Consider the following 24,674-nt stretch of genomic DNA (forward strand, 5'->3'; position numbering starts at 1 on the left):
CTGCTTACGCCCCGCAAGTCACCCGCCTCATCAGGAGCACTAAACATGGCCGACTGTAATGACTGGTTCAGGACCGGGCTGGAGCATATCTGGCTGCCCTATGCCCAGATGAAGACCCAACCGGGCCCCGCGCCCATCGTGTCGACGTCCGGCGCACGCCTTGAAATGGCAGACGGCAGCACGCTGATCGACGGCGTCGGCAGCTGGTGGACGAGCGTGCATGGTTATAATCACCCCACCCTGCTCAAGGCCGCGCATGAGCAGCTGGAGACGATGCCGCATGTCATGCTCGGCGGCCTTGCGCACGAGCAGGCCTATCGGCTCGCTGCACGCCTTGCGGAGATTGCGCCGGGGGATCTCTACAAGACCTTCTTCACGGAGTCCGGCTCTGTCGCCGTCGAGGTCGCGATGAAGGTCGCTGTACAGTACGCCATGAACCTGGCCGGGGAACGGCGCACCCGGTTTGTCTCATTCAAGGGCGGTTACCATGGCGACACCTTCGCCACGATGTCGGTTTGCGACCCTGAGGAAGGCATGCACAGTCTCTTCAGCGGCGTCGTACCGGACCAATATGTCGTGGACCTTCCGGATACAGACGATCGCACGGCAGTCATCGAAAAACTGCTATCCAGCCATAACGATATTGCCGCCGTTCTCGTCGAGCCCCTGATCCAGGGCGCCGGTGGAATGCGCATGCATTCGCCTGAGACCCTGAAAGCCCTGCGGGAGGCCTGTGACCGGCACGGCGTGCTGCTGATCTTCGACGAGATCTTCACCGGTTTCGGCCGGACCGGAGCGATGTTTGCAGCCGACCGTGCCGGGGTGATCCCAGACATCATGTGCCTCGGCAAGGCGCTAACCGGCGGCATCACGCCTCTGGCGGCAACCATTGCCAGTCGCAAGGTCTATGAGGCCTTCCACACAGATTCCGTTGATCATGCCCTGATGCATGGCCCAACCTTCACAGGTCATGCCATCGGCTGCGCGGTTGCCAATGCCGGGCTCGACCTGTTCGAAACGAAGCCGCGCCTCGAGCAGGTGAATACGATAGAAGCTCAATTAACCGAAAGGCTTATGCCGCTTTCAAAGCTTCCCCAAGTCGCTGATGTTCGTGTCTGCGGAGCCGTGGCAGCCGTTGAATTTGCAGATGAATTCGACGTGAGTGCAGCCCGAAGCTGGTTTATCGAGCGCGGGACATTCATTCGCCCGCTCGGCCGCGTTGTCTATCTCACGCCCGCCTATGTGATCGAGCAAAAGGATCTCGCAACACTCACCGGCGCAATTTCAGAATTCGCAGATACGGTCAGATAGACTGAAAGAGTGGGCAAGATCGTTGGATGCAAATGGTCCAATCACGGCCTCCGTATAGGGGCAGTTTTCAGGCCCAATATCTGGCGGCTTCGGGGAGTCTTTCAGTTTCTGACCAGGTCCACCGAGTGGGGTGTAATGACCCGAAAAGGTTTCGAAACGCACTGAAGGATGTGGCTGCGGCATCCGACACAATCGCTCACAAACCTGCCGCCGTGGCTTTCCAATCCTCCGGAAGCATTCTAACGCAGGCTGATGTCGAACGCCGTCGATGACTGGTTCATGCAGGAAGTGCTGCCACTGGAGGGAGAGCTTGAGCGCTTTCTCCAACGGCACTGGTCCGACGGGTTTGAAGTCCGCGACCTGCGGCAGGAAGTGTTCAGCCGCCTCTACAAGGCGGCAAGCAACGGGCTACCACGCAATACGCGCGCGCTGATGTATTCGACCGCCCGCCATCTCATTATCGACCTGATAAGGCGCAAGCGCGTCGTTTCAATTGAAACCGTGATGGATTTTGAAAGCTGGGACGTCTCCTCAGACGAGGCCGGCCCGTTCGATACGGTGTCGGCCCGCCAGGAACTGACCATGCTTCGAACAGCCCTTGAAACCTTGCCCCGGCGCACTCGCGACATCGTTCATATGCGCCGCATACAGGGGCTTTCCCAACGCGAGACAGCGCGCGCGCTCGGTGTATCCGAGCCGACGGTGGAACGTCATGTGAGCCAGGGGGTACGTCTGCTTGCCGATGCGCTGGGCAGACTTGGGGTTGATCGCGGCCAGCAGCGTCTCAAATCGAAGAGGAAGGGGCGCAGCCATGAACGCTGAGAGCCGCCTTGCTTCCGCCGAGCCCGTTGAACAGGCAGCAGCCAACTGGCTTGCCCAACTGGACCGGCACGGCTTGTTGGCCGCCGACAGCGATCTCGACCGGCTTGCCGAGGAGGATCGCGAATTTGCGAACTGGCTCAACAAGAATACCGCACACCGCGTAGCATTCCTCAGGATGTTCTCCACATGGAGGCGCGCAGAGCGACTAACAGTGCTGCGAGGAGGCGAAACCACACCGCGCCGAACCTTTATTCGCCGGCCTGTTGTGCAGGCGCTTGCAGCAGCTGCCTGCGTGGCGATGGCAGTGGTCGGGTTCACCTCACTCGAGGTTTTTGGAAGCAGGCCAGAGGCTCCCGCACCGCTTCGCTACCAGACCGCGCATGGCGATATCCGGACGATCAATCTCAAGGACGGGTCGGTCCTGACACTCAACACCGATACGAGCATCACGGTCGCGTTCAGTGAACAGGAGCGCCAGGTCGATCTCTTCAAGGGCGAAGTCTTCTTCGATGTCGCGCCTGATTCGGACCGGCCGTTCCGGATCGATGCCGGTGATGGTCAGGTCGAAGTGCTGGGAACATCGTTTGGCGTCGAGCGAAGGGAGGCCGGCGTTGAGGTAGCTGTCAGCGTAGGCACAGTGTGGCTCAGCAATACTGGCGCAGCCAAGCAGTCCGCCAGCGTTCTGAAGCCCGGCATGATTGGCTATGCCAGCCCGGACGGCCTGATTGTTGAAAGCTCCGGTCTGGAGACGGTTACCAGCCGCCTGCTCTGGCGGGATGGGCGGCTGCGTTTCGATAATACACCTCTTACCGAAGCAGCCGCTGAGTTTAATCGCTACAATTCCACCCGGCTTGTCATTGCCGATGAAGCCACAGGGGCAATTGAGATCGGCGGAACTTTTCCAGTCGATAATGTCGAAGCGTTTGCCCGTCTTGCCGAAGACGGTCTTGGGCTCGAGGTACGTTACAGCTCGCGCCAGATTGAGCTGTCCAGCAAGTAAATCGCAGGCCGCCTGCGCACCATCTGACGCATTTCCTGCAGAATTGCGTCAAAAAGTTTGAGGGATTTTCTCTTCCGGCTCGTCCTAGCCCTTTGAAGGGGGGTGGATTCCGCCACCGGCCCACATGTTTGGGGAGACAATCATGGCAAAATGGTCTGCAGGACTTTTCACCAGCGCAGCCTTCGTTGCGCTCTCGGCATCGCCGACGCTCGCGCAAGTGCAGAGCCCTTCGGCTCAATCGTTCGACCTGCCAAGCGGGCCGCTCAGCGAGGCGCTCGATGCCTTCATTGCGCAGTCCGGCCGCGATCTCATCTATCGCACCGATCAGGTCCGCAACATATCAGTTTCCGGCGTCGAGGGACGGCTATCCGATCGCGAGGCGCTTGACCGCCTACTTGATGGATCGAGCCTGCAGATGCGCACCGACGAGTCTGGCGCAATACTTGTTTATGCTCAGGCCGAACAGGCCCCCGCCCCACGCGCCCCTGCGCCACAGCAGGTCGAGCAGCCCGCGCCGCCGGCGGCGCCTGTTTCCCGCCCCGACACAGATGAGGAAGCCCGCCTCGAGAGCATTATTGTGGTCGGCAGCCAGATCCGCGGCGCCCGGGTCGATGGCGAGCTTCCTGTTACAGTCGTCGGTGACGAACAGCTCGCTGCGATCGGCGCAACGGACGGTGATGATCTCTTTCGCTCGATCCCGCAATTCGGTGATGTCGGTTTCAACAGCACTGAGAACGTTTCCGGCGGCGTAAATTCCGCACGCGGGGATGTGGCCTCGATCAATCTTCGCGCGCTTGGCACTGGCAATACGCTGGTTCTGCTTAACGGGCGGCGGATGGTGAACCACCCAGGCACGCAGTCCGAAAACCTCGTTCCGGTGACGACCGTCAACGCGAATGCCATTCCGGTAACGGGTATCAGCCGCGTCGAAGTCCTTCTGGACGGAGCCTCAGCTCTCTACGGCTCCGATGCAGTGGCCGGTGTGGTCAATACCGTGCTCAAGGACGACTTTGAGGGACTGACTGTCTCCGCCCGCTACGGCACCGAACCGGATGTCGAAGCAGACGAGTACAACTTTACACTCGAAGCCGGCAAGAACTTCAACAATAGCCGCACCAATATGGCGCTGTTCGCAGCCTATACGGACCGGGACCCTGTCTTTGCCTCAGAGCGTGACTTCGCCGCAAATGCTGACCTGCGTGACCGGCTACCGGACGGCTGGGCTGGTGACCTCAACTTCCGTAACAATTCCAACAATACCCCTTGGGGCGCATTCACTTTGCGCGACCCGGCGACCGGCGATACGTATTCCCTGGACGGTATTTCCACCAGCGGCGGTGGTGTTCACGTCCAGCCGGATACGTTTGATGGATGTGTTGCACCGCTCGGTGACGGTCTGTGCCTCGATGACGGCAACTCGTCCGGAAATGTCGCTCAGCGCTACAATACGAATGCTGATCGCACGATCAATAATGGTGTCGAGCGGCTGAACCTTTTCGGCACGCTGCACCATGACTTCAGCAACAGCCTGCGCTTCTTCGGTGAGGCTGGCCTTTATCAGGCCACATCAAAGGCGCAGCGGGCTGGTTCAGCCCAGCTGAGTGCAGCCCGCATGCTGATTCCAGCGGAGAATTACTACAACCCGTTCGGCCCGGTCGGATCTCCTAATCGCGTCGAGGGAATCGGGACGCCCGACGAAGGTCTCGCTGTCGAGCTACGCCGCTACCGTCTTGTCGATGCCGGCGCTCGTGAGATCGAAGTTGAAAACACCAATTGGCGTGTCCTGGGCGGTCTTGAAGGCGAATGGGCCGGCTTCGACTGGGAAAGCGCCCTGACCTATTCCGAGGCCGAGACCAATGATACGACATCCCGGACCTCGAACACGCTTTTCCTGGAAGCGCTGAGCCTCGATACACCGGACGCCTACAATCCGTTTAATGGCGGTGGTTTCCCCATCTCCGACAGCGGAGACGCAACGCCGAGCGATGCGGGCACGATCGACAGCTTCATCGTCCCGGTCTACCGCAAGTCGTCGACAAGCCTGACCATGTGGGATTTCAAGCTTTCACGTCCGGATCTGTTTGAACTCTGGGCTGGCCCTGTCGGGGCTGCCTTCGGTGTCGAAGCCCGTCACGAGACTTATGAGGATGACCGTGACCCGCGCCTCGATGGCACGATCGAGTTTGTCTCTCCGATCACAGGCGAGGCGACAAGCGACGTCATGGGGTCCAGCCCGACGCTCGACTCCGAAGGTGAGCGGGACGTTTTCTCGGCGTTTGCTGAAATGCAAGTTCCACTCGTGTCGCCGGAGATGAACATACCGCTGGCCCAGTCGGTGAATATGCAGCTGGCCGTTCGATACGAGGACTATGATCTGTTCGGCAGCGTCACGAAACCGAAAGTGGCGCTGGCATGGCGGCCGGCTGACTTCCTGCTCTTCCGGTCAGCCTGGTCGCAAGGGTTCAAGGCCCCAAACCTGCAGCAGCAATTCGACCGTAGCCTGGAACGGGTAAACACCCGGACCGATTATGTGCAGTGTGAGGCGGACCTTCGAGCCGGCCGTATTGCGAGCTTCTCCGATTGCGAGCAAGCGGCTGCCATTGTCAGTCAGCGCGAAGGCTCTACCGATCTCGGCCCTGAAGAATCCGAGAGCTTTTCGGCCGGCCTCGTCTATGACGCGACCTTCCTGCCTGAAGAAGCAGGCGCACTTCAGGTCACGCTGGACTACTGGTCAATCGAACAGGAAGACGTTGTCGGCATTTTCGGTGACGAGAACCACCTCATCCTCGATTACCTCCTGCGGACCCGCGGTAGCTCCAACCCGGCGGTTGTCCGTGCAGACCCGACAGCCGAAGACATCGCTGCCTATGCGGGCACGGGGCTCGATCCGGCCGGCGAGGTTCTCTATGTCGAGGATAATTACCTCAACCTCCTGCCACGCGACGTCGAAGGTCTCGATATCGGGGTCTATTACGATCTCGATGACACGGCGTTTGGGGATTTTGGCCTTCGGGTGAACGTCGCCCAGCTGCGCAAGTTCTACCAGGATATTGCTCCGCGCGAGGCTGAAATCCTCGCCGCACAGGAGGCTGGCGAAATCAGCGAAGTCGCGGCTCTCGAAGGCGCGGGTGACCTGATCCGACAGGATGGGCGTCCCGAATGGCGGTGGAGCGCGTCAGCCACATGGCGCATGGATGCCTGGGGCGCGGGCTGGTACACGAGCTATATAGACGATGTACTCGATACCAGCGCTACCAATGACGATACCGGTGATTTCTGGGTCGTGGACTCCGCCATTCGCCACAATGCGTATGTGCAGTACACGTTCGGGTATGCCACGGAGAAGCCGCTCCAGCTGCGTGTCGGGGCTCGTAACCTGTTCGACGAGGAGCCGCCGCTGGCCGATGAGTCCTTCGGCTATATGGGCGGGCTGCATTCCTCTCGTGGCCGCTTCGTCTATGTGAGCGCAAGAAAGAGCTTCTAATGCCACGGATGCCATCAGCGAGACAGCGGGGCTTCGGCCTCGCTGTTTCCGCACTAACGCTGACAGGGTGCGCCCACCTGGTAGCCCCTGCTCCGAAGACGACGACTCTCTGCGAAACAGAAGAGGTCAGGATCACCACAGGTTTTGTGGGCGCGGGGCATCATGGCTGTGCGATCTCTACCCTTGGGCCAGTGCTCACAGTATGGCCGGAGGCCTCGATTGCCGGTCCGATCAATCCGAGTCCATGGTATGCCTTCGAGGCTGACATCCGCTCGAGCAAACAGATCAGGCTCCAGCTCGACTATGCGGGCTACTGGCATCGCTACCATCCCTGGGTCAGCCGCGACGGTGGCGAGAGGTGGCAGCAGCTTCCGAGTGAGGCCGTGTCGGTCGGCGAAGACGACCATATCGCGACTCTGACCCTGCCCGCTGGGCCAGGACACCTTCTTGTGGCCGCGCAGCCGGTTATGACCCCGAAAGACATGGCAGAATGGAGCCGCACCCTTGCCAGTGAGTACAAGCTGGACCTCATCAACTACGGAGAAAGCCTTGATGGTCGGCCGCTGGAGGCCCTTACGGCAGGCCCGGAAACGGCGCGCCACATTGTTTTCGCGATTACGGGCCAGCACCCGCCGGAACAGTCCGGTGTGGAGACCTTCAAGGTCTTTGCCGAAACGCTGATGCGGACGCTGCCGGAGGATACGCGCGCAAATACACGGATCGTCCTGCTGCCGCTTGTCAATCCGGACGGCCTCGCCCGTGGCAACTGGCGCCACAATAATGGCGGTGTGGACACCAACCGTGATTGGCTCGATCAGAGCCAGCCCGCCATCAAGGCAGCGACAGCTTTCATCAGAAACGAGGCAGAAGGCCGGACAACCGTCGCCTTCATGGACTTTCATTCGACCCAGGAGACCCTTGTCTATACGCCGCCTCTTGAGGAAGATCTTGCCGATATGAACTTCCCGCGTGCGCTGAAGCAGGCATTCGATGCAGGGATCGATCCCGACCCCGAATGGATTTCCGGGCATAACGCCGACTCGGGCACATCAAAAAACTGGGCCCTGCAAACGCTCGATGTCGCGGCGCTGACAGTGGAACTTGCCGACGATGCCCCTCAAGTAGAGATCGTCAAGGTCGGCGAGATCGCAGCACGGACTGTGATCTCTGCCCTGACAGGTTCATCAGGCAAAGAGGACTGAGCCTACTTTCGAGACATCCACTTGGTGCCAGAAGATACCGGTTGAGTGGTTGCCTGGCTGCCCGGTCTCGGTTTCGGGTTCCGGACTGAGGAAAACTTGAAACTGATGGCCTGCAGATCTCGGGGCGAGTTCAACAGCGCCATTGCCTCGGAGGCGCTGAGCATGGACACAAGTTCGTAGACTGAGGAAGCACGCTCCGCCCGGGCGCGAGCTGTCGCCAAGGGCAAATGAACCTCACTCCGCGCCAGCGGCCAGTATGGGTCCACCAATGCATCACGATTCCTGAGGCGGTCTCGATCAAGGAGAAGAGAGGCCAACCGGTCCGGCTTCAGAGCGCGGAAGGACGCATGAAGAGACTGGGCTTTCAGATAGGCGGATGGTGGTGTCACATCGGCCGCGTCGCCGCCACGGCCAATGACTGACTTTCCTGGTCTGATGCTTGCGGCGCCTTATTCTCAGACCCGCAACTCGTAATATGAAGGGTCACGGCAAGGATGACTGGTAATCCCTTTCGGGAAAATCGTATGCGCGCCATAGATCACCTCGACACCTGCCACCCGAGCTTAGGCGCAGAGTTGTGCGCCGCAACATGGGCTTGAAAGAAGGAATGATCAGGGCGTCACTTGGTTGCACACCAGTCGATCAGCCGCCAACATGCCTTCATTTGTTGCATAGAAAACGGGCGGACGGGCGACGTTCGTAAAAATCGGGAAATCTCAAAAAAGTATGTGAGGGTGGCCTGGCAACGGCACGCCCCACGAGGATAGTTTTTCATCCCTTTGGCGACAAAGGCCAAAAAACTAGTTTCATATTTTTTGTTTTTTGAATATTCTAGGCAAATGAGTGAAGAACTGTCGATATTTGATATCAAGATTCTGGAGCAGCTTCAGAAAGACTGCTCTGTCTCCACCGTCGAACTCGCCGAGATCGTCGGCCTGTCACAGTCGCCCTGCTGGCGCCGCCTGCAACGGCTGAAAGACGAGGGCTACATCAAGTCCCAGGTCGCCATTCTGGACCGCGAAAAGCTTGGCTATGGCCTGCATATCTTTGCCTATGTGAAGGTGGCCAAGCTCTCGGAGAAAGAACGCGAGACGTTCAGCCGAAAAATCCAGAACACGCCGGAGATCATCGAATGCTATTCCATCTTCGGTGAGATGGACCTTCTGATGAAGATCCAGGCGAAGTCGATGAAATGGTATCAGGAATTCCTGATGGACTTCCTGCTGAACCTGCCCGGCGTGGAGAACGTCAACTCGACTGCCACGCTCGGCGAAATCAAGTCGACCACGGCTATCCCTGTACGCGGCAGCATGGCGCTCTAGGCGCGGCGGCGTCCGAGAGAAAAGCCAAGCCCGCCTGCCAACAGGATGCAAAGCCCGCCCAGGGTCCACACCAGCCAGTCGGGCCCGTCCTTGCCGGCGACCACAGGAACGGCACCCGCGCCCGGAACATGCGCCAAGCACTCGACCTCGATCGGCGCGCCAAGCGCCAGGCCGTCTGCGCCAAAGGCACTGCGCGCCGGCATCTTGCCCGGCTCGAAATAGGTCTTGTAGACCTCATTGAACGACGGCCACTTGTCCATGTCGTCGATCATCACCGTGCACTTGAAGATGTTTGACATGTCAGTGCCCGTACGCTCGGCAAGCGCCTTGATCGTATCCATCACCTGTCTGGCATCCTCCTCGAAGGTTTCGCCGCCACGCCCGATCTGGCCTGACAGGTAGATGATATCGCCAACACGCACGGCCGCCGAGAAGGGCAGCGTCGCAGGATCGACTGGCAATCCGTCCGCCTGCATCGGGAAGTGCTCGACGAACGCGTCATCGCCTTCATAGCGCGCCGGCTCGGCTTTGGTGACGTTGCCGGCTGACACGTCCATCAGATCAGGTGGTGCTGAAAAGGGCTCAATGCTGAGCGCCTGATAGATCTCGGCGGGGAAATAGACGTCGCCATCCTTTACGACCATTCGTGGCGCGCGAATCGCAGATAGGTCCCGAAGTGGATTGCCTGCGACCAGAACGAAATCGGCGAGCTTGCCTTCCTCGATGGTACCAAGGTCGTCGCCATAACCCAGATACTCGGCCGGGCCCCAGAGACCGAGGCGCAGGACATCTACTGTCGGAATGCCAGCCTTTTCATAAAGCTCCAGTTCGCGGTGGACCGTGAAGCCGGTCCTGTCATCGGTTCCCGGCAGGAGGCGGATCCCGGAATCATGCAACAGCTTCAGGGTCTCCAGAACTCGGTTGAAGCCCTCGACATAAGCGGCGTCTGCGGCATCATTTTCAAGCGTCACGAAAGTCCGCTTACGATAGCGCTGATAGCCAACCGGCATATGGTCGAGATAGGCCGCATCGCCTTCCTGGATGGTGCCGGCACGGCTCAGCATCAGGCGCTCGAGAATGACGGCCGTCGGGTCCACACCGACATCGTTCTCCTGCATAAGGGCGATCGTCGCCCTGACCTTGTCGGCCCCGAGGTCGAGCCCTGCCCCGCGGGCCATCCCCGTCAGCCGCAGCGGCGTGCGGGTATCCTCGCCAGGCTCAAGCAGCCAGCCCAGCATGAGCTGGTTGATGTGGGTGATTTCGTCATAGCCTGCCTTGATCATGGTATCGGCGTTGGTGAAGGCCGGCACATGGCCAATGACGCCCATGCCGTGTGCCTCGGCGCGCGCCGCCATGGCGGGCACCCAGTCGGGCTTCGTCGAATTGTAGATCTTGATGAAGGGGTACCCGCGCTCGGCATACCAGTCGACCGCATCGACAGCTTCCTGCTCGCTGGCCGCAATGATACCGTGGCGGGCCGAATAAGGGCTGCGCCCTTCGATAAAGCCGGCCGGGGTAATGCGCGGACCGATCAGGGCGCCCTGCTCCTGTTTCTCCATCAACCGCGTCAGGAAATCGTTGTCATTGCCCATGTCGCGGGTCGAAGTGACACCGGCCGCGATATAGTAGAGGCCGGAACTGGACGAGGCGTGTGAGTGCATGTCCCAGAGGCCGGGCATCAGCGTTCCGCCAGCCCCGTCATAAACCGTCATGCCCGGGTCCAGCGCTTGCGGCCCGCTCCACGGCGCTATCCGCTGTATGCGGCTGGCGTCCACATAAACCGTCGATGGCTCACCGAGTGACCCATTGACCGGATCGAGAATGCGCACATTCGCAATGGCGTAAGGCACTTCTGACGTGTGGCGAAGGTCCTTCGCCAATTGCGTCAACCGCTCGTCGCCTTGCTCGCGCGAGATGTCGTGCAGGGCGGGCAACAGGTCGCCATAGCCTTCGCGGATCATCGAGAAATTGGTGAAGAACATGCCTTCATCATCGAGCGCGATGAGCGACGGGCTGAGATCAATCCCGGACAGGCGGTAAATCATGAGTTCCAGCGCCTCCCCCTCATGATCGAGCGTGACCTTATCGACTTTTTCAAGCGAAAGCGTGCCGGACGGGAGGACCGGCATCGACCGGTCGTCATCCTCAAGAAGGGCCCGCGCATAGACAAAGTCGGCCCAAGGGCTGCCATCATTTATCGCGTAGAGGGCCGGCCCGGATACGCTCTCCCGGCCACTGTCGGCCTGGCTGTGCCACGTCGCGGCGCCTTCATCGAGCGCGAACGTCTCACTCACGTCCGCGCCCATCAGGGAGGTGCCCTCAACGGTCCAGCCGACAGGCACATTGTCAGCGTTCAGTTCGATGACCTCGGTGTGCTTCGGACCGCGTCCATTGCTGTCGACAAAATAGTCGACCGTCTCCGTCGCGCCGTCCTTGTCGACCTTCAGGTAACCGACATTCTCGTCGTTCTGCATCAGCACGTAATTGTATTGCTGCGCAGACGCAAAGCCCGGTCCGATGCCGGCGAGCACGAGGCCCAGCCCCAAAAGGCGTGCTGTGAGTTTCATTCCGGTGTCTCCCCTGCTTTCCCCTGGTCGGCCAGCGCATCCGCTATGAAAGCCCGGATGTGGCCGGCGAACGGTTCCCGCAGTTCCTCTTCATCGAACGGTGAGTGCCCCGAGGCCATCACCACGTATTCCACGCGTTCCTGTGGCAGCCCGGCATGGGTAAGCGCGTATTGCGTCTGCAGCGCCGTCACAGCGAGATCGCGATAGCCGCCAAAGACAAGCAGCCCGGCGTCTTCATTCTTGTCGAGGAACCGGGCCACCAGCGGCGTTGCATTGAAACTGAAGACCGGAGACTTACCGGCACGTCGCCAGTCCCAGGCGAAATTCGCATCGAGATTGAGCGACCGGTAGCCGTCTTCCCGATCCAGTCCCGTCAGCGCCTTCAGGTAATCCGCAATGTCTTCCGCGATGATCTTGTTGGACCGGCCAAGGCCAAGCGACGGGTCGTTCGCGCCCGCAGGGCGGTCTGGATTGGCCGGCGGCTTCTTTTCCTGCGTAACCGCCGTGTTGAGACGGCTGACCAGCTTGTTCTCGTCCGCCAGCACATTCTCGAGAAAGACCTGTTTTCCGACCCGCAGGTCAGCGTCCATGATGAGCGCGCTGGACAGCCCCGTCATCGATGCGACGCGAGTGGCGATCCTTTCGCGCTCATCGTCGCCAAGCAGGTCACCGCGCTGCAGCGCGACGAGATAGTCGGTTTCGGCAAACTGGCGCGCCTGCTCCCAAGCCTCCTCCTCGCCTGCCGCATCAATCGACGACTTCCCGAACCGCCATGCCGTTGCCGCCATTGTCGGTAAGGCAAAGACGTGGCCGAGATCGCTGGACCCTCCCCCCATGTCGAGCGCTGGCGAGACCATGACGAGGCCCTCGACATTCAAGTCATCAAGATCTGCTGCGAGGTTCGCCAGGCGAAAGCCGCCATAGCTCTGGCCGGTCACGAAGATCGGTGCCTCGCTACGCTCATGCGCTTCCAGCCACGAATGGATGAAAGCGCCTACAGCTTCGACATCGCCATCGATGCCAAGATAACGGCTCTCGCCATCCGGTGAGGCAGACCGGCTGAAGCCCGTCTCCACCGGATCGATGAAGACAAGGTCGGTATCGCGCAGGACGGTAACAGGATTGTCAGGGAATGCGGTCTCCCCCTCCTCGCGGTCCCGGCCTTTCGGACCGAGCGCAAAGTGAAGGGGAGAAGACGAAGCGCCGGGCCCGCCATTGAAGAGGAACATGACCGGACGCTCTGAACCCGGGCAGTCGCAGTCGCGCAGATAGGCCGTTCCGGAAATGGTCGTCTCGGCCCCTGTGTCGTCGGTATCGAGCACCAGCCTGTCCCAGTGAGCGGTATAGCGCACCGGCCCTTCATTGAACGCATCGTCGACTGAAAACACCTCGCCATTGGTGACATGCTGCAAGGCGGTGGACGCTTCAGTCTCGGCGGCGGACGGTGCTGTCATGCACCCGGCGATGGTGACGCTCATGGCTCCGGCGGCAAACAGCCGTGCCAACGCGGACAGGGAAGGTTCTCTCATAGCAGGCAGTGTCTGATGATCCCTGACGGATTCCTATGCCGATTGTGCAGACCCGCGCAAAGGAGCGGGCAAATTCATGCGATTCCTTGCGGCAGGCAGAATTATTCATTCGCCGCGCCGGGTGAATTGGCAAACTTCGAAAACGATTGGCCGCCGCAGGTCACTAGGGTTGAATGGACGCTGATCTTCAGGAGCCGACCATGACGCTGACCCGCCGCGAAGCCCTCACGCTGACTGCCGCCGCCTTTGCGGGCCCGGCTGCCTGTCGGTCAACGGGTGAGGCCGTTGCCCAGACCGTCGAGAGCCAGCCGGCAGCTGTCCCGGCGGCCCTGCCCGACCGGGCAAGCTTTTCGCTCGGCGAAACGGTCTACCTGAATGCCGGATCACAGCACCCTTTCAGCAAGCAGGCGCGCGCATCAGTGGATGCGTATTTGCGCCACCGCGAAACGCATGCCCCGGATGACGGATATGAGCTGAACAGCGATGCTGCGATCGAAAAGTTCGCGCGGCTCGTCAACGCCGACCCGGAAGAAATCACCTGGGTCCAGAGCACCACCGCTGGCGAACAGATGATCGTGCGCTCCCTCGGCCTGCCCGAAAGAGGCGCAAAGGTCGTGACCGACACGTTGCACTTTTTCGGATCCTTCCCGCTTTATGGAGAGCTTGAGCGTCAGGGCTGCGAGGTCGCCTGGGTCGAGGCGCGCGATGGCCGTATCTCAGTGGAGGACATGGACCGCGCGATAACGCCAGGCACGAAGCTCGTCTCGCTGTCTCTCGTCTCGACGATCAACGGTTTCGAACACGATCTGAAAGCGGTCTGCGACCTTGCCCACTCACGCGGCGCCCTCGTCTATGCCGACATCATTCACGCAGCCGGCTGCGTTCCTGTCGACCTTCACGCCAGCGGCGTCGATTTCGCTGCCTGCGCCAGCTACAAATGGCTGATGGGGGATTTCGGGCTCGGCTTCCTTTATGTCCGCAAGGGCGCGATGGAGCATCTCACCCGCACCAATTACGGCTATTACGGCATCAGCCAGTTCTCGACGCACATGTATCCCTTCGATGCCCCGGGCGAGGACCTGGTGGAGTACGAATTTGCCGACACTGCATCAGGCTGGTTCGCGCTGGGCACGCATTCGCACACCGTCATCGCCCAGCTCAATGCCTCGCTCGACTACATTCTTGACCTCGGGGTCGAGACCATACAGGCGCATGCGCAAACGCTGACGGCGCGTTTGAAGCAGGGGCTTCGCTCTCAGGGCTTCACCTTGATGACGCCGGAGGATGCCCGCACGCCGATCGTCACCGCGCTCTATGAAGACGCCTACAAACGGCTCGCGCCCGCCATGAAGGAACGCGGCATCGTCACAACTCTCTCGCGCAATCGCTTCCGCCCGACCGTTTCCGTGTTCAACACGACCGACGATATCGACGCCTTCCTCGAAGCCGTCGGTACTGCCTAACCAGCGGTCAGGAACTCCCGCAGATCATCGGCAAACGCTTCGGCCGTTCCGCCAAGATAGAGCATGTGGCCGGATGGATAATCCTCGAAGCGCACCCGATCCTGCGGGACGCCCGAGTCCGCAATCTGTGCATAGGCTTCCGCCGGGGTTGTCACCAGGTCATAGAGACCGGACGCCACGAAGAGCCGGAGGTCCGGGTTGCGCCGCATCGACCAGGCGAGATCGACCGCAAAGCTCTGGCCCGGCGCCACACCGCGGCGCTGCCAGTTCCAGTTCTGCAGCAGATCCTTCCAGTAGATCGCGCGATAAGGCCGGGCAATTTCCACGTCGAGGTCGTCGCGCAGCATCTGGTTAAAGGCGGTGACAAAACCTGGCACATAGCGCCCCATGGCCGGGTCATCGGCCACAGGGTCATTACCAGTATTGGCCAGCGGCAGGGTATAGCGGCTGTCATACATGCCTGCTTCAAGGCCCTGATCCTTCAATACGAGTTTGGCGAACTCCCGCTCACCGATGTGGAGGTCCTCGCCGATCTCGCTGGCATCAAGCCCTGTAAAACGCGTCAGCTCAGCCATCACCGCCTGACGCTCGGCCTCGCCCAGCGTCCCGTTCTGGAGTTTGAACAAGGCCGCCTTGTAAGGGCCGCGCGCATAGGCTTCCGCCTCGCCATAAATGGTGTCCGGGGCCGTCGATGCCGTGGAGGCTTTGCCGTGAAAGGCCGCTGTCACCGCAAGCCCGGGAAGCGTGCGTGCCTGCTGGGCCGCTGTCTCTTCTGCAGAAGGCTCGCCTTCACCGCCGCGGCCCCCAAGCGTCGTTCCAAGCAGGATAATGCCGTCCAGCGTAATGCCGCGCATGACACCGTTATAGATCGGGCTGCCCATGAGGGCGCGCGGCAGGACGGCAGCGCGCATCGTGCCGTAGCTTTCACCGAGCACGTATTTCGGCGAGTTCCACCGCCCATGCTCGCTGAGCCAAAGCTCAATGAACTGTGCCACCGACTCTGCATCCTCATCGACGCCCCAGAAACGCTTTGGATCGACACCATCCGCCGGGCGGCTAAATCCGGTTCCGACCGGGTCGATAAAGACGAGATCGGCGACGTCGAGAACGCTGTCGGGATTGGACTCGAGCCCGAAGGGCGGAACGTTGGAAGGGTTCACTTCCGCATCGAGAACGACGCGCCGGGGCCCGATCGCGCCCATGTGAATCCAGAGCGATGCAGAGCCGGGGCCACCATTGAAAATGAAGAGGACAGGCCGGTTCGGATCGTCCACGTCGGTCCGCTTGTAGGTGAAGGAGAATATCCGCGCGGTCGGATCGCCATTGAGGTCGGTGAGCAGCGTCTCACCGGCAATCGCATCATAGGTGATGCGCTCGCCATTCGCGACCATCTCATGGCGCGTGACCGCCCTGTAGGCCGGGTCAACATCTGGCGCGGGCATCATCGTATCGGCGCTGGCCTCAGACGTCTGCTCGAGCGGCGAGGAAGTCGCGAGGTCATATTCCTGCGCACTGGCACACCCCGTTAACAACGCCAGGCCCAGCGCAAACGCGCCGCCACTTTGCAGCCGCTTCAATGTCCTCATGTCCCTGCCCTCGCCTTTTCGAATATGAATGCCGCAGCGGCGATATCCTGGATGATATGCCCGAGCGAATTGTAGATGGTAACGTCGTCTGCGCGGAGACGGCCGGCAATCTTGCCGAGAATGACCTCGCCAATTTCCCCGATAAGATGGGTCTCATCGACAGCGCCAGCTTTCAGCGCGTGGCGGAACTCTGCTCCTTGCGCCCTGACTGAAGCGCTGGAATCGGCGAAGAAGCGGCTGGCCTCAACGAGATCGTCATTGATCTCGCGTGGGCCGTCAAAGCTTGATCCGACAAGATTGATGTGGGCGCCCGGCTTCACGCATGACACCGGGAGGATCGGGTCCCTCGCGGCGGTGACCGTACAGATGATATCGGCTCCAGACACGGCGTCTTCGACCGATGAGCAGGCGTTCACCGGAGTGCCGGTCTCCTGCGAGAGGGCCTGGCAGAGCGCTTCGACTTTTGCCGCCGTGCGCCCCCAGATGCGGATCTCGCTGATCGTCCGCACCTCGAGCATGGCAAGCGCATGGTGGTGGGCCTGCTCGCCCGTCCCGAGGATCGCGAGTTCGCGGGCATCTCCGCGGGCCAGTACATCGGTTGCCATGGCGCTCGCGCTTGCGGTGCGGATCGCTGTCACGGCCCCGGCCTCGACCTGACAGGCCGGTGCGCCCGTCTCCGGGTCGAAGAGGATGACGACGCCCTGATGGGACGGAATGGAGGGATCGCTGCGTTCGGGCGTGACACTGACGAGCTTTGATCCCCATGCCCCGCCCGGCCCCATCGTACCGGCCATGACGCCAAACATGCGGCCCTGATCCAGCGGCAGGATCTGGCGAAGCATCTGTTCGGTCTCTCCAGCCGAGAGCCTTGCCATGGCGTCCCGCATGACCGGGATGCACTCACCATAGGAGAGCAACTCGTGAACACGGGCGGCGTCGATGAAGATCATCCCGGGTCTCGCTACTCGCCCCCGTTGGCCCAGTCTTCACCGCCGGCGATCCAGTCACGGATGTCCTGTCCGAACGCTTCCGCCGACTCGTCGCTCGAATAGGCCATATGGCCACCCTGATAGTAGGACAGGCGGACGCGATCCATCGGCCAGTCGGCCTGCGCGACGAGATAGTCCGCAGCCCCCACCGTCGTCATCGTGTCGTGATACCCGTTGCCGACCAGCAGGCGGAAATCCGGGTTGGCCTCGAACGCTTTCTCGAGCCGGACGCTGTAATCGAAATGGCCGAAAGGCGAGGCCTCGCCCCATCCCCAGGCATTCAGCCCGCCGACCTCCGCAAGCGTCCGGTAGCTCTCATCGATTTCCAGATCGAAAACCTCGGAAACATAGCGCGTGAAGGAGGTGAGGTAGGCCTGCGTCACGACGCCCGAAGCGTCGCTCTGCGGATCACCGCCGACATAGCGGCCGTCGCTGCGGCCGAGCACCTTGCTCTCCGCCTTCAGCAATTCGCGGCGATACTGTTCCTTGCTGATGCGCAGGCGGTTCTCGACGTAATACGCAGCAGGAATACCGGTATATTCTTCCAGCTTGTCCGCGATGCGCCGAAGCTCATCACCCTCCAGCCGGTTACCCTGGAAGAGCGCTGTCAGATAATCCGTCTCCCCGAATGCGGTGGCATCGGCGATGAACGTCTCGAAGCTCCGGCCTTTGCGCACGACCCGGTCCTGCTCCCACCCCATTGCGGCAAGCGTCGGCAGGGAGACGACATAGCTGATGATGTTCTGTCGCCGCTGGGCGTATTCGATGATGTTGACGGCCTGCCCCATGAGGAAGACCCCATCGGCTGGCGGCGGGCCACCCGGCTCGGCAAGCTGTCCAGCTGCTTCCGCCGCCCGCATCGTCCCGTAGCTTTCGCCGAGGATGTAGATGGGCGCGCCCTCGCGATCATGACGTTCAAGCCAAGCCTCGATGAAATCGACGAACTGCGCCGCATCCGCTTCTATCGAAAAGAAGGCCGTCGGGTCGCCTCCCTCAGCCACCGTGCTGAACCCCGTCGAGGCCGGGTCGAAGAAGACAAGGTCTGCAACATCGAGAGGCGCGTGCGGATTATCGACGAGTTCGAATTCATCAACCGGTGCCGAAAGATCATAAGGCGCCGATACCCGCTTCGGGCCGACCGCGCCGATGTGCAGCCAGAGCGATGCGGAAATCGGCCCACCATTGAAGACGAAGAGAACCGGCCGCTCAGCCCCCGCTGTCGGGCTGTCCGCGACATAGGAAAACGACACCAGGTTCGCCGCAGGGCGTTCATCCCGGGCCGGCAGGTCGAGCTCCTCCACAGCCGCCGTGTAAGAGATGGGCTCACCGCCAAAGATGCCCTCGCGCTGGACAGAGCGCTCCAGCGCTTCCTCCATAGCCACCTCCGGAGACGAAGGCTCCGGGGTCGCGTCCAGACTTGCGCAAGATGAGAGAATGGCTGCGGTGGCCAGACAGGCAATCGTTCTGGTCGCCATATTGGTCCTCCGCAGCCCGGCCCGACTGGGCCCATTTCTCAACTTCAATACCAGCCTTGTCCGCATCAGAAGCGGATGTTCATGCCGGCAAAGTAACGCCGCCCCAGAATATCGCCATGGGCGAGCGTCGGATAGGAGGGCTCTTCATCAGTCAGGTTGGTGACACCTGCCCGAAGGGTTACGCCATTCTCAAAGGAATAGAGCGCTGAAATCGAGTGGGTGATGTTGGAGTCGATGACCGGAAGCGGCGTGTTCTCGATCGTCGCGCCCTCCTCAGCTTTCACGCTGTCGAGGTAATCCAGCTGATAGGTCAGGCGCAGCGGCCCCGTCGAGTAGACCGCATCGAACCGGCCAGCCCAGTCAGGCTGGTCAACCGTGTTGTCGGTCCGGTTGAAGGTGGTGCCGGTCACAGAGGTCGAGAGTTCCGACGTGTGCGTGGCTTCCAGTCCAAGGGAGATGTCGCCGACCGACGTGTCGAACGCATAGTTCAGATAGTAGACCTCACCCCGGTAGATGATCTCACCGGCATTGAACGTCGTCTGGCGTCCGGTCACCACCGTGCCGGGCGGATTGGAGCCGTCGGCAGCCTGAAGGCGGGTGAAAGCCGAACACACATCGGCTGACTGGGGCGAGCTGTCATAGCAGGCGGCCATGAAGTCGCCGTTGGTGAAGGCGGACAGGCCATCTTCCAGGTCAATCTCGATCCGGTCTGCCGAGAAGGTCAGACCCGGGACGAAGAGACGGTCGACCACGATGCCATAGGTCGTTGTGTTCGAGATCTCGTTTTCGAGCTCCGGATTACCGCCGGTCGTGACCTCGGTGATGGAGAAGTTTTCCGCCGGATCCTGGAAAGTTGCGAGATCGCCATATTGTGGATTGGCCGCCCATTCAGCTTCACAATTGCTGCGCCGGACATCCGGGTTAGGCCCTGCATTGATACGGTCGGCATCGCACGGATCGAGACCGGCATTTGTCACAACGACCGTGGTCGGTGCGAAGAGCTGGGTCAGCGTCGGTGCGCGGAAGTTGCGGCTGCGGGTGGCGCGAACCGTTACCCCGTCCATGGGCTCCCAGCGCGTGCCGAGGCTCCAGACCGACTCTTCACCCGCGATGGAGTTGTCGACATAACGATAGGTGCCATCGAACTCGAGCTTCTGCACCAGCGGGAGAGTGAAGTCGCCGCCGACCACAGGCACGAGAAGTTCGACCGAGAGTTCGTTCGTGTTGTAATCGCCCGACGTCGCCACTTCCTGCGTACCCGTGCCGGTCAGGCCAAGCTGGTTTGCCCGAAGCGGTGTGAAGCTCGCTTCCTCGCGGCGATGCTCATAGGCAAAGACCGCGTCCACCGCACCTGCCGGAAGCTCGAAAAGTTCGGTCCCGATCGTCGCCAGAAAATCGATCTGCTCGTTCTCATAGCTGCTGCCAATGGGAACCGAAACGTAGTCGGTCGCTGCCTGACTGATATTGCCCGCCCCGAAGGGATTAAGCGGCGCGCAGGATGGGTCGTCATTCGACGGATCGGCGTCGGCATTGATGGCACAAACGATGTTACCGTCACCGTCCCGAACGGCGTTCAGCGCCTGATTGAAAAGTGTCGTGTTCGCGCCCCAGCGTCTTTCTTCGCCATCGACCTGGCCGTAGCTACCAGAGACCGTCCAGTAGAAGTTGCGTCCGCTGGCATTGAAATCCCCTTCAAGGCCGAGCATCGCCCGCATCGTCTTGGTATCGTTGGTCTGCACGTTGCTGGGGAAGAGATCATCATAGAAATGACGTGACAGCCAGAGCGGCGCCCCAAAGGCGAAGCCAGGATTGGCCGCGCTCAACGCGTCGATCGCATCCTGGCTCAGATAAGGGTTGTTGGCCGTGAACATGATCGCGCCAAGCGCTGGGTCGGTCTGGTTCAGAACGGTGCGGGCAGTCCCCTGCGGGACACTTTCCGCTTCCGTCTTGGCATAGAGCAATTCGGCGTTGAGGCGCAGATTTGGGCTTATGTCATAGTGCGCCAGCACATTGCCGGTGTAGCGGTCCACGCCTGTGCGCAGCCCCGCCAGATCGCTGTAACGCGTCCCTTGGCCACCCTCTGCGAACGGAATGCCGAGGATGTTTCCGGGATTGTAAGGCACAACTGAGCCGTCCGGCGCGAACTGAAGCCCTGTGAGGAAAGGCGGCGGCGGAGCCGGCGCGCTGAAAACCACCCCATTGCCGTTAAAGTTCCAGAAATAGGCTGGCATCACTTCCTGGACTGACGGGATACCATCGTCGGGACCTGTATCAGCCGGGTTGCTTTGGGTAATGCGCGACCGGTTGGACGTCTCGAACTCTGAGAAGCGCGCCAGCGGTGTACTGGACGTTTCCAGGTTCACCGAAACATTGCCGCGATCATTGTCAAAATTCTTGCCTGCCGTCAGACGAAGCGCATGGGTCGGGTAATTCCCGTTCTCTGCATTGCCAACCTGTGCATCGAGTTCCAGTCCCTCGAAGTCATCCTTCAGGACATAGTTGACAACACCGGCAATCGCGTCGGAACCGTATACGGCCGCGCCGCCTGCCTGAACAACTTCAATCCGCTCGATCAGGCCGGTCGGAATGATGTTGGCGTCCACCTGGGCATCGCCGAGACCGCTTGACGTCGTTACGAAACGCCGGCCATTGACCAGCGTCAGCGTACGACCGGTACCAAGACCGAAGAGCTCCGGGAATTGCTGGCCCGAGCCACTGGAAGTGCCATCGCCTGCCGCCTGATTGAACTGCGGGCGCAGGGAGGTGATATCATTCAGCGCATCCGCGGCACTGATGAGACCACGGTCCTCGAAGTTCTGCGCGCCATAGGTGGTCACGGGCGCCGGGGTCGAGGCGACCTCGCGGCGGATACGCGAGCCGGTAACAACGACTGATTCCATCGTTGCTGTCTCGTCTTCACCATTGTCCTCGTTGAGTGTGACCGGTTCCTCACCCTGTCCCTGGGCGGTTGCCGCCAGACCCACGATGTTCGGCACGAGCGCAGTCATGGCACATCCGCCAAGCAAGCCCTTAAGAATTGCCTCACCCTTCATTTCATACCCCTTCCAAGATTTGACGTGGCGGATTCTTTTCTTGAAGGACCCGCGATCTTCCCTGACCATCAGAACGCTAGGAAGCGCATAACGGATTTTTTATACTATTTGCGGGAACAGTCCGGTGGCTTCGGCAACAACTATTCCCCACGCCCTGCTTCGGGAATATTTATTCCGTACGCCCGGTCCCGGAGCCAGCCGCCCCGTGCAGGGTCGGACGCGCGCCGCCAGACCTAGTGAGGACCGCATAGTAAATGCAGCCGACGAGGGCCCAGCCTGCCAGCAGCGCATAGGGACGCCAGTCCGCCGACCATCCAAGAACAATGATCGCCGCGCCAAGCACGATACCCGCTCCGGCAAAACCCATGAGTACGCTTCGGGAAGGCCTGAAAGCGGATGTCTCGTAGAGCTCAGGCTCCCGCCGCAACAGCATGATCGATGACAGGCAGGTCGCGGCGTATTTGAGAATGGTGGGAATGTTCACGGCCAGAAACAGGAAAACCAGATTGTTCGGCATGAAAAGGCCGAAACAACAGAGCACGAAGGCAACCAGCACGGCCCGGCGTGGCACGCCGCTATTCTCATGTACATGCGCGAGCGATCCGGGCAGCATCCCAGCACGCGCCATGGCATAGAGAAAGCGCGACATGATGATGAAGGTCGCATTGATCGAACTGCCGATGGCAACCGTCGCGGAGATCAGGATAAGCCACCGTCCGGGTTCGCCAAGCGACACAATCGCAGCATCAAGGAGTGGCGCATCGGAGGCGGCAAGACCGTCGGCGCCGAGCACGCCGATCGCCGCATAGGCCACCCCGAAGTACACTGCGGCGGTCAGCAGCACGGAAATACTTATGCCGAGCGGGATCGTCCGGGAGGGGCGCGTTACCTCTCCGCCCACCTCGGTCGCACTCTCTATTCCGAGGAAGAGCGAGATCATCAGCGGCACGGCCGCGAGGATTCCGATGACGCCGTGGCTAACGAAAGGCGTAAAGCTCTCCGTGGAGATCGCTGGCACGCTGCCAAAGGTGAAGATCGCGCAGGTTGCCAGCAGGATGAACAGCATCACCGTCTGGCTGACCGTGGCCGCGGAAACGCCGATCAGGTTCACAATCAGGACGAAGAAGAGAATGCCCAGCATGGTGGGCTTGAGCGGCACGTCTATGGCGGTTCCGAGATAGGACACAAGGACCATTGTGAGCACGATCACCGCAGCGGTGCTGCCCGCAATCCTGAGCCAGCTGATGAAGAAGCCGAGAAAGGGATGCACGAAGCGGCGCGGCCATTCGAACGACGCCCCCGTCACCGGCGCCGCAGAGCCCATGAAGGCATAGACAAAACCGAACACGATCATCGGCACCATCGCAACCAGCATGGAAACCAGCATCGCCGGTCCGGCCAGGGCCGTGGCTGGCGCGAGGATGGAAAAGACCGAGACACCGATCGCGGTTCCGAGACCGAGCGACACGACGCCCATGACGCCGACGCTGCGTTTCAGCTCGCTCGCGGTCTCAGGCTGCCTGGCCATCAGGCGATCCGCTGTTTGTCCGAGAGCTTTTCCTGATACTCGCCAAGCCCGGTAGCGAGCCGCTCGAACGCCTTGCGGAGTTCGGCTTCTTCCAGCGAATAGCCAATGCGGACGTGGCCGGCCATGCCGAAACATTCACCCGGCACAACGACCACGCCGTGACGTGCAATCAACCAGCGTGACAAAGCCACCGTATCCTCGACCCCTCGTATCTTCGGAAAGCAGATACATCCTTCCAGGGGCAGGGAGATGTCAATCAGGTCGCGGCTGGCCATGTCCCTGAGAGCCGCTTCCGCGACCGGGCGCGCCGCGGTCATGTAGCCTTGCCGCCAGGTGTCATAGTCCGCCGACCTTGCCAGTACTTCGGCGGCCACCGCATGGGAAAACTTGGAGACAGAAAAATCCACCCGATCGCAATGCGCCTTGAGCCGGCTCATCGTGTCGCCCGCCGCAAAGATCCAGCCACAGCGCAGCGTGCTCATGCCGAAAATTTTTGTCAGACTGCCGATACGGATGACATTAGGATGGCGGTCGAGATCGAGCCCCGCAGGCGCATCCTCCTGGTAATCGCGATAGACTTCATCCACCAGCAGATAGATGTCCCGCGCATTCAATGCTTCAGCGAGGCGGGCAAGTTCTACCTCGCTGACCTGCGCTCCGCTCGGATTGTGCAGGTTGGAGATAACAACCATGCGCGTGCCCGGGCCAAGCTGCTGCAGCACGGCTTCCATCGTCAGCCCGAAGTCTGGCGCCTTGCGTTCGAAGAAGCCGACATTCATGCCGGCATCGCCTGCATAGTTGGCGAATATGTCGAAGCCCGGCCGCTCTACGAGGACATCATCTCCCCGTTCGAGCAAGGCTGGATAGATCAGCTGAATCGCAGATGTTGCGCCGGTCGTGCAATGGATATGGCGGACCGGCACGCTGTAGCGCTCGGAAAGCCGCGAAACGAGATCGCTATTGCTGCGCATGAAGACGCTCTGATAGCTCGACGGCACGCCGTTGCGAAAAGCTTGCGAGACGGTTTCCGCCAGCATGGCTGTCGGCTCGGGTACCGAACTTTCGAACAGACCGATCTTGCCGGGCGTACCACTTCGTATCAGGCCGAGCGCGTCGCGTACCCAGTGGGCATAGCTGATCCAGCTTTCCCCATCCGTTTTGAAACTCGGTGCATCCACTTGACCTGACCCCATTTCTACACGCCCGGCTCGCGCCGGACATCTCGCCGAGGAGGACAATAGGTCCCGCTGCGAGATTTTTTATGCAAAGGCCTCAAGCCGACCCTGCCTGCGCGCATAGATGTTCTGAATCGGCGCGCGCGCCGGAAGCCCTTTCCCCGCATC

General features: G+C 60.8%; 15 protein-coding genes. 7 read left to right on the forward strand and 8 right to left on the reverse strand.

Features of this window, described 5'->3' with window-relative positions; genetic code table 11:
* The first annotated feature begins 45 nt into the window (after positions 1-45).
* The 6 genes from Q1K29_RS14765 to Q1K29_RS14790 all read left to right on the forward strand — a co-directional run bounded on the left by Q1K29_RS14765 (position 46) and on the right by Q1K29_RS14790 (position 9,141).
* Complete coding sequence (locus Q1K29_RS14765; RefSeq protein WP_300395846.1) at positions 46-1,311, forward strand: adenosylmethionine--8-amino-7-oxononanoate transaminase; 1,266 nt, start codon at positions 46-48, stop codon at positions 1,309-1,311.
* 252 nt (positions 1,312-1,563) lie between these two features.
* Complete coding sequence (locus Q1K29_RS14770) at positions 1,564-2,133, forward strand: RNA polymerase sigma factor (RefSeq protein WP_300395847.1); 570 nt, start codon at positions 1,564-1,566, stop codon at positions 2,131-2,133.
* Entirely contained in the window at positions 2,123-3,133 is a 1,011-nt protein-coding gene (locus Q1K29_RS14775) for a FecR domain-containing protein (protein WP_300395848.1), read from the forward strand. Before Q1K29_RS14770 ends, Q1K29_RS14775 begins: the two co-directional genes overlap by 11 nt.
* A 142-nt stretch (positions 3,134-3,275) precedes the next feature.
* Positions 3,276-6,617, forward strand: coding sequence for a TonB-dependent receptor (locus tag Q1K29_RS14780; RefSeq protein WP_300395849.1), 3,342 nt, complete (start codon positions 3,276-3,278; stop codon positions 6,615-6,617).
* The gene (locus tag Q1K29_RS14785) at positions 6,617-7,819 is read left to right on the forward strand and encodes a M14 family zinc carboxypeptidase (protein ID WP_300395850.1); all 1,203 of its coding nucleotides are present in this window, start codon (positions 6,617-6,619) and stop codon (positions 7,817-7,819) included. The genes Q1K29_RS14780 and Q1K29_RS14785 overlap by 1 nt, the downstream gene beginning before the upstream one ends.
* An 839-nt stretch (positions 7,820-8,658) precedes the next feature.
* Positions 8,659-9,141 (forward strand): Lrp/AsnC family transcriptional regulator, encoded by a 483-nt coding sequence (locus Q1K29_RS14790; RefSeq protein WP_300395851.1) that lies wholly within the window; start codon positions 8,659-8,661, stop codon positions 9,139-9,141.
* Here the strand turns inward: Q1K29_RS14790 and Q1K29_RS14795 are convergent.
* The gene (locus Q1K29_RS14795; protein WP_300395852.1) at positions 9,138-11,708 is read right to left on the reverse strand and encodes a Rid family hydrolase; all 2,571 of its coding nucleotides are present in this window, start codon (positions 11,706-11,708) and stop codon (positions 9,138-9,140) included. The genes Q1K29_RS14790 and Q1K29_RS14795 overlap by 4 nt on opposite strands.
* On the reverse strand, positions 11,705-13,186 hold the full coding sequence (locus tag Q1K29_RS14800) for a hypothetical protein (RefSeq protein WP_300395853.1): 1,482 nt from the start codon (positions 13,184-13,186) through the stop codon (positions 11,705-11,707). Before Q1K29_RS14800 ends, Q1K29_RS14795 begins: the two co-directional genes overlap by 4 nt.
* A gap of 251 nt (positions 13,187-13,437) precedes the next feature.
* Between Q1K29_RS14800 and Q1K29_RS14805 the strand changes: the two genes are divergently transcribed.
* Entirely contained in the window at positions 13,438-14,700 is a 1,263-nt protein-coding gene (locus Q1K29_RS14805) for an aminotransferase class V-fold PLP-dependent enzyme (protein WP_300395854.1), read from the forward strand.
* On the opposite strand, the gene Q1K29_RS14810 is transcribed toward Q1K29_RS14805, so the two are convergent.
* From Q1K29_RS14810 to Q1K29_RS14835, 6 genes are all read right to left on the reverse strand, one after another.
* On the reverse strand, positions 14,697-16,286 hold the full coding sequence (locus tag Q1K29_RS14810; protein ID WP_300395855.1) for a septum formation initiator: 1,590 nt from the start codon (positions 16,284-16,286) through the stop codon (positions 14,697-14,699). The two genes, Q1K29_RS14805 and Q1K29_RS14810, sit on opposite strands and share 4 nt — an antisense overlap.
* Positions 16,283-17,236 (reverse strand): ornithine cyclodeaminase family protein, encoded by a 954-nt coding sequence (locus Q1K29_RS14815; protein WP_300395856.1) that lies wholly within the window; start codon positions 17,234-17,236, stop codon positions 16,283-16,285. The genes Q1K29_RS14810 and Q1K29_RS14815 overlap by 4 nt, the downstream gene beginning before the upstream one ends.
* A gap of 11 nt (positions 17,237-17,247) precedes the next feature.
* A complete protein-coding gene (locus tag Q1K29_RS14820; RefSeq protein ID WP_300395857.1) occupies positions 17,248-18,750 on the reverse strand; it encodes a peptidase S10 in 1,503 nt (500 codons plus the stop codon).
* 65 nt (positions 18,751-18,815) lie between these two features.
* Positions 18,816-21,758: a TonB-dependent receptor gene (locus tag Q1K29_RS14825; RefSeq protein ID WP_300395858.1), complete on the reverse strand. Its 2,943-nt coding sequence runs from the start codon at positions 21,756-21,758 to the stop codon at positions 18,816-18,818.
* A 214-nt stretch (positions 21,759-21,972) separates the two neighbouring features.
* Entirely contained in the window at positions 21,973-23,331 is a 1,359-nt protein-coding gene (locus Q1K29_RS14830) for an APC family permease (protein WP_300395859.1), read from the reverse strand.
* A complete protein-coding gene (locus tag Q1K29_RS14835) occupies positions 23,331-24,524 on the reverse strand; it encodes a pyridoxal phosphate-dependent aminotransferase (protein ID WP_300395860.1) in 1,194 nt (397 codons plus the stop codon). Before Q1K29_RS14835 ends, Q1K29_RS14830 begins: the two co-directional genes overlap by 1 nt.
* Between the last annotated feature and the right edge of the window lie 150 nt (positions 24,525-24,674).

It is taken from the genome of Henriciella sp., from assembly GCF_029937755.1.
In the GTDB taxonomy this organism is placed as follows: Bacteria; Pseudomonadota; Alphaproteobacteria; order Caulobacterales; family Hyphomonadaceae; genus Henriciella.

Excerpts from the sequence above, each read along its gene's own strand:
- Q1K29_RS14785 (WP_300395850.1), top strand. The coding sequence starts at position 6,617 with ATGCCACGGATGCCATCAGCGAGACAGCGGGGCTTCGGCCTCGCTGTT.
- Q1K29_RS14805 (WP_300395854.1), top strand. The coding sequence starts at position 13,438 with ATGACGCTGACCCGCCGCGAAGCCCTCACGCTGACTGCCGCCGCCTTT.
- Q1K29_RS14835 (WP_300395860.1), bottom strand. The coding sequence starts at position 24,524 with ATGGGGTCAGGTCAAGTGGATGCACCGAGTTTCAAAACGGATGGGGAA.
- Q1K29_RS14830 (WP_300395859.1), bottom strand. The coding sequence starts at position 23,331 with ATGGCCAGGCAGCCTGAGACCGCGAGCGAGCTGAAACGCAGCGTCGGC.
- Q1K29_RS14795 (WP_300395852.1), bottom strand. The coding sequence starts at position 11,708 with ATGAAACTCACAGCACGCCTTTTGGGGCTGGGCCTCGTGCTCGCCGGC.
- Q1K29_RS14765 (WP_300395846.1), top strand. The coding sequence starts at position 46 with ATGGCCGACTGTAATGACTGGTTCAGGACCGGGCTGGAGCATATCTGG.
- Q1K29_RS14800 (WP_300395853.1), bottom strand. The coding sequence starts at position 13,186 with ATGAGCGTCACCATCGCCGGGTGCATGACAGCACCGTCCGCCGCCGAG.
- Q1K29_RS14820 (WP_300395857.1), bottom strand. The coding sequence starts at position 18,750 with ATGGCGACCAGAACGATTGCCTGTCTGGCCACCGCAGCCATTCTCTCA.
- Q1K29_RS14825 (WP_300395858.1), bottom strand. The coding sequence starts at position 21,758 with ATGACTGCGCTCGTGCCGAACATCGTGGGTCTGGCGGCAACCGCCCAG.
- Q1K29_RS14775 (WP_300395848.1), top strand. The coding sequence starts at position 2,123 with ATGAACGCTGAGAGCCGCCTTGCTTCCGCCGAGCCCGTTGAACAGGCA.
- Q1K29_RS14810 (WP_300395855.1), bottom strand. The coding sequence starts at position 16,286 with ATGAGGACATTGAAGCGGCTGCAAAGTGGCGGCGCGTTTGCGCTGGGC.
- Q1K29_RS14815 (WP_300395856.1), bottom strand. The coding sequence starts at position 17,236 with ATGATCTTCATCGACGCCGCCCGTGTTCACGAGTTGCTCTCCTATGGT.
- Q1K29_RS14790 (WP_300395851.1), top strand. The coding sequence starts at position 8,659 with ATGAGTGAAGAACTGTCGATATTTGATATCAAGATTCTGGAGCAGCTT.
- Q1K29_RS14780 (WP_300395849.1), top strand. The coding sequence starts at position 3,276 with ATGGCAAAATGGTCTGCAGGACTTTTCACCAGCGCAGCCTTCGTTGCG.
- Q1K29_RS14770 (WP_300395847.1), top strand. The coding sequence starts at position 1,564 with ATGTCGAACGCCGTCGATGACTGGTTCATGCAGGAAGTGCTGCCACTG.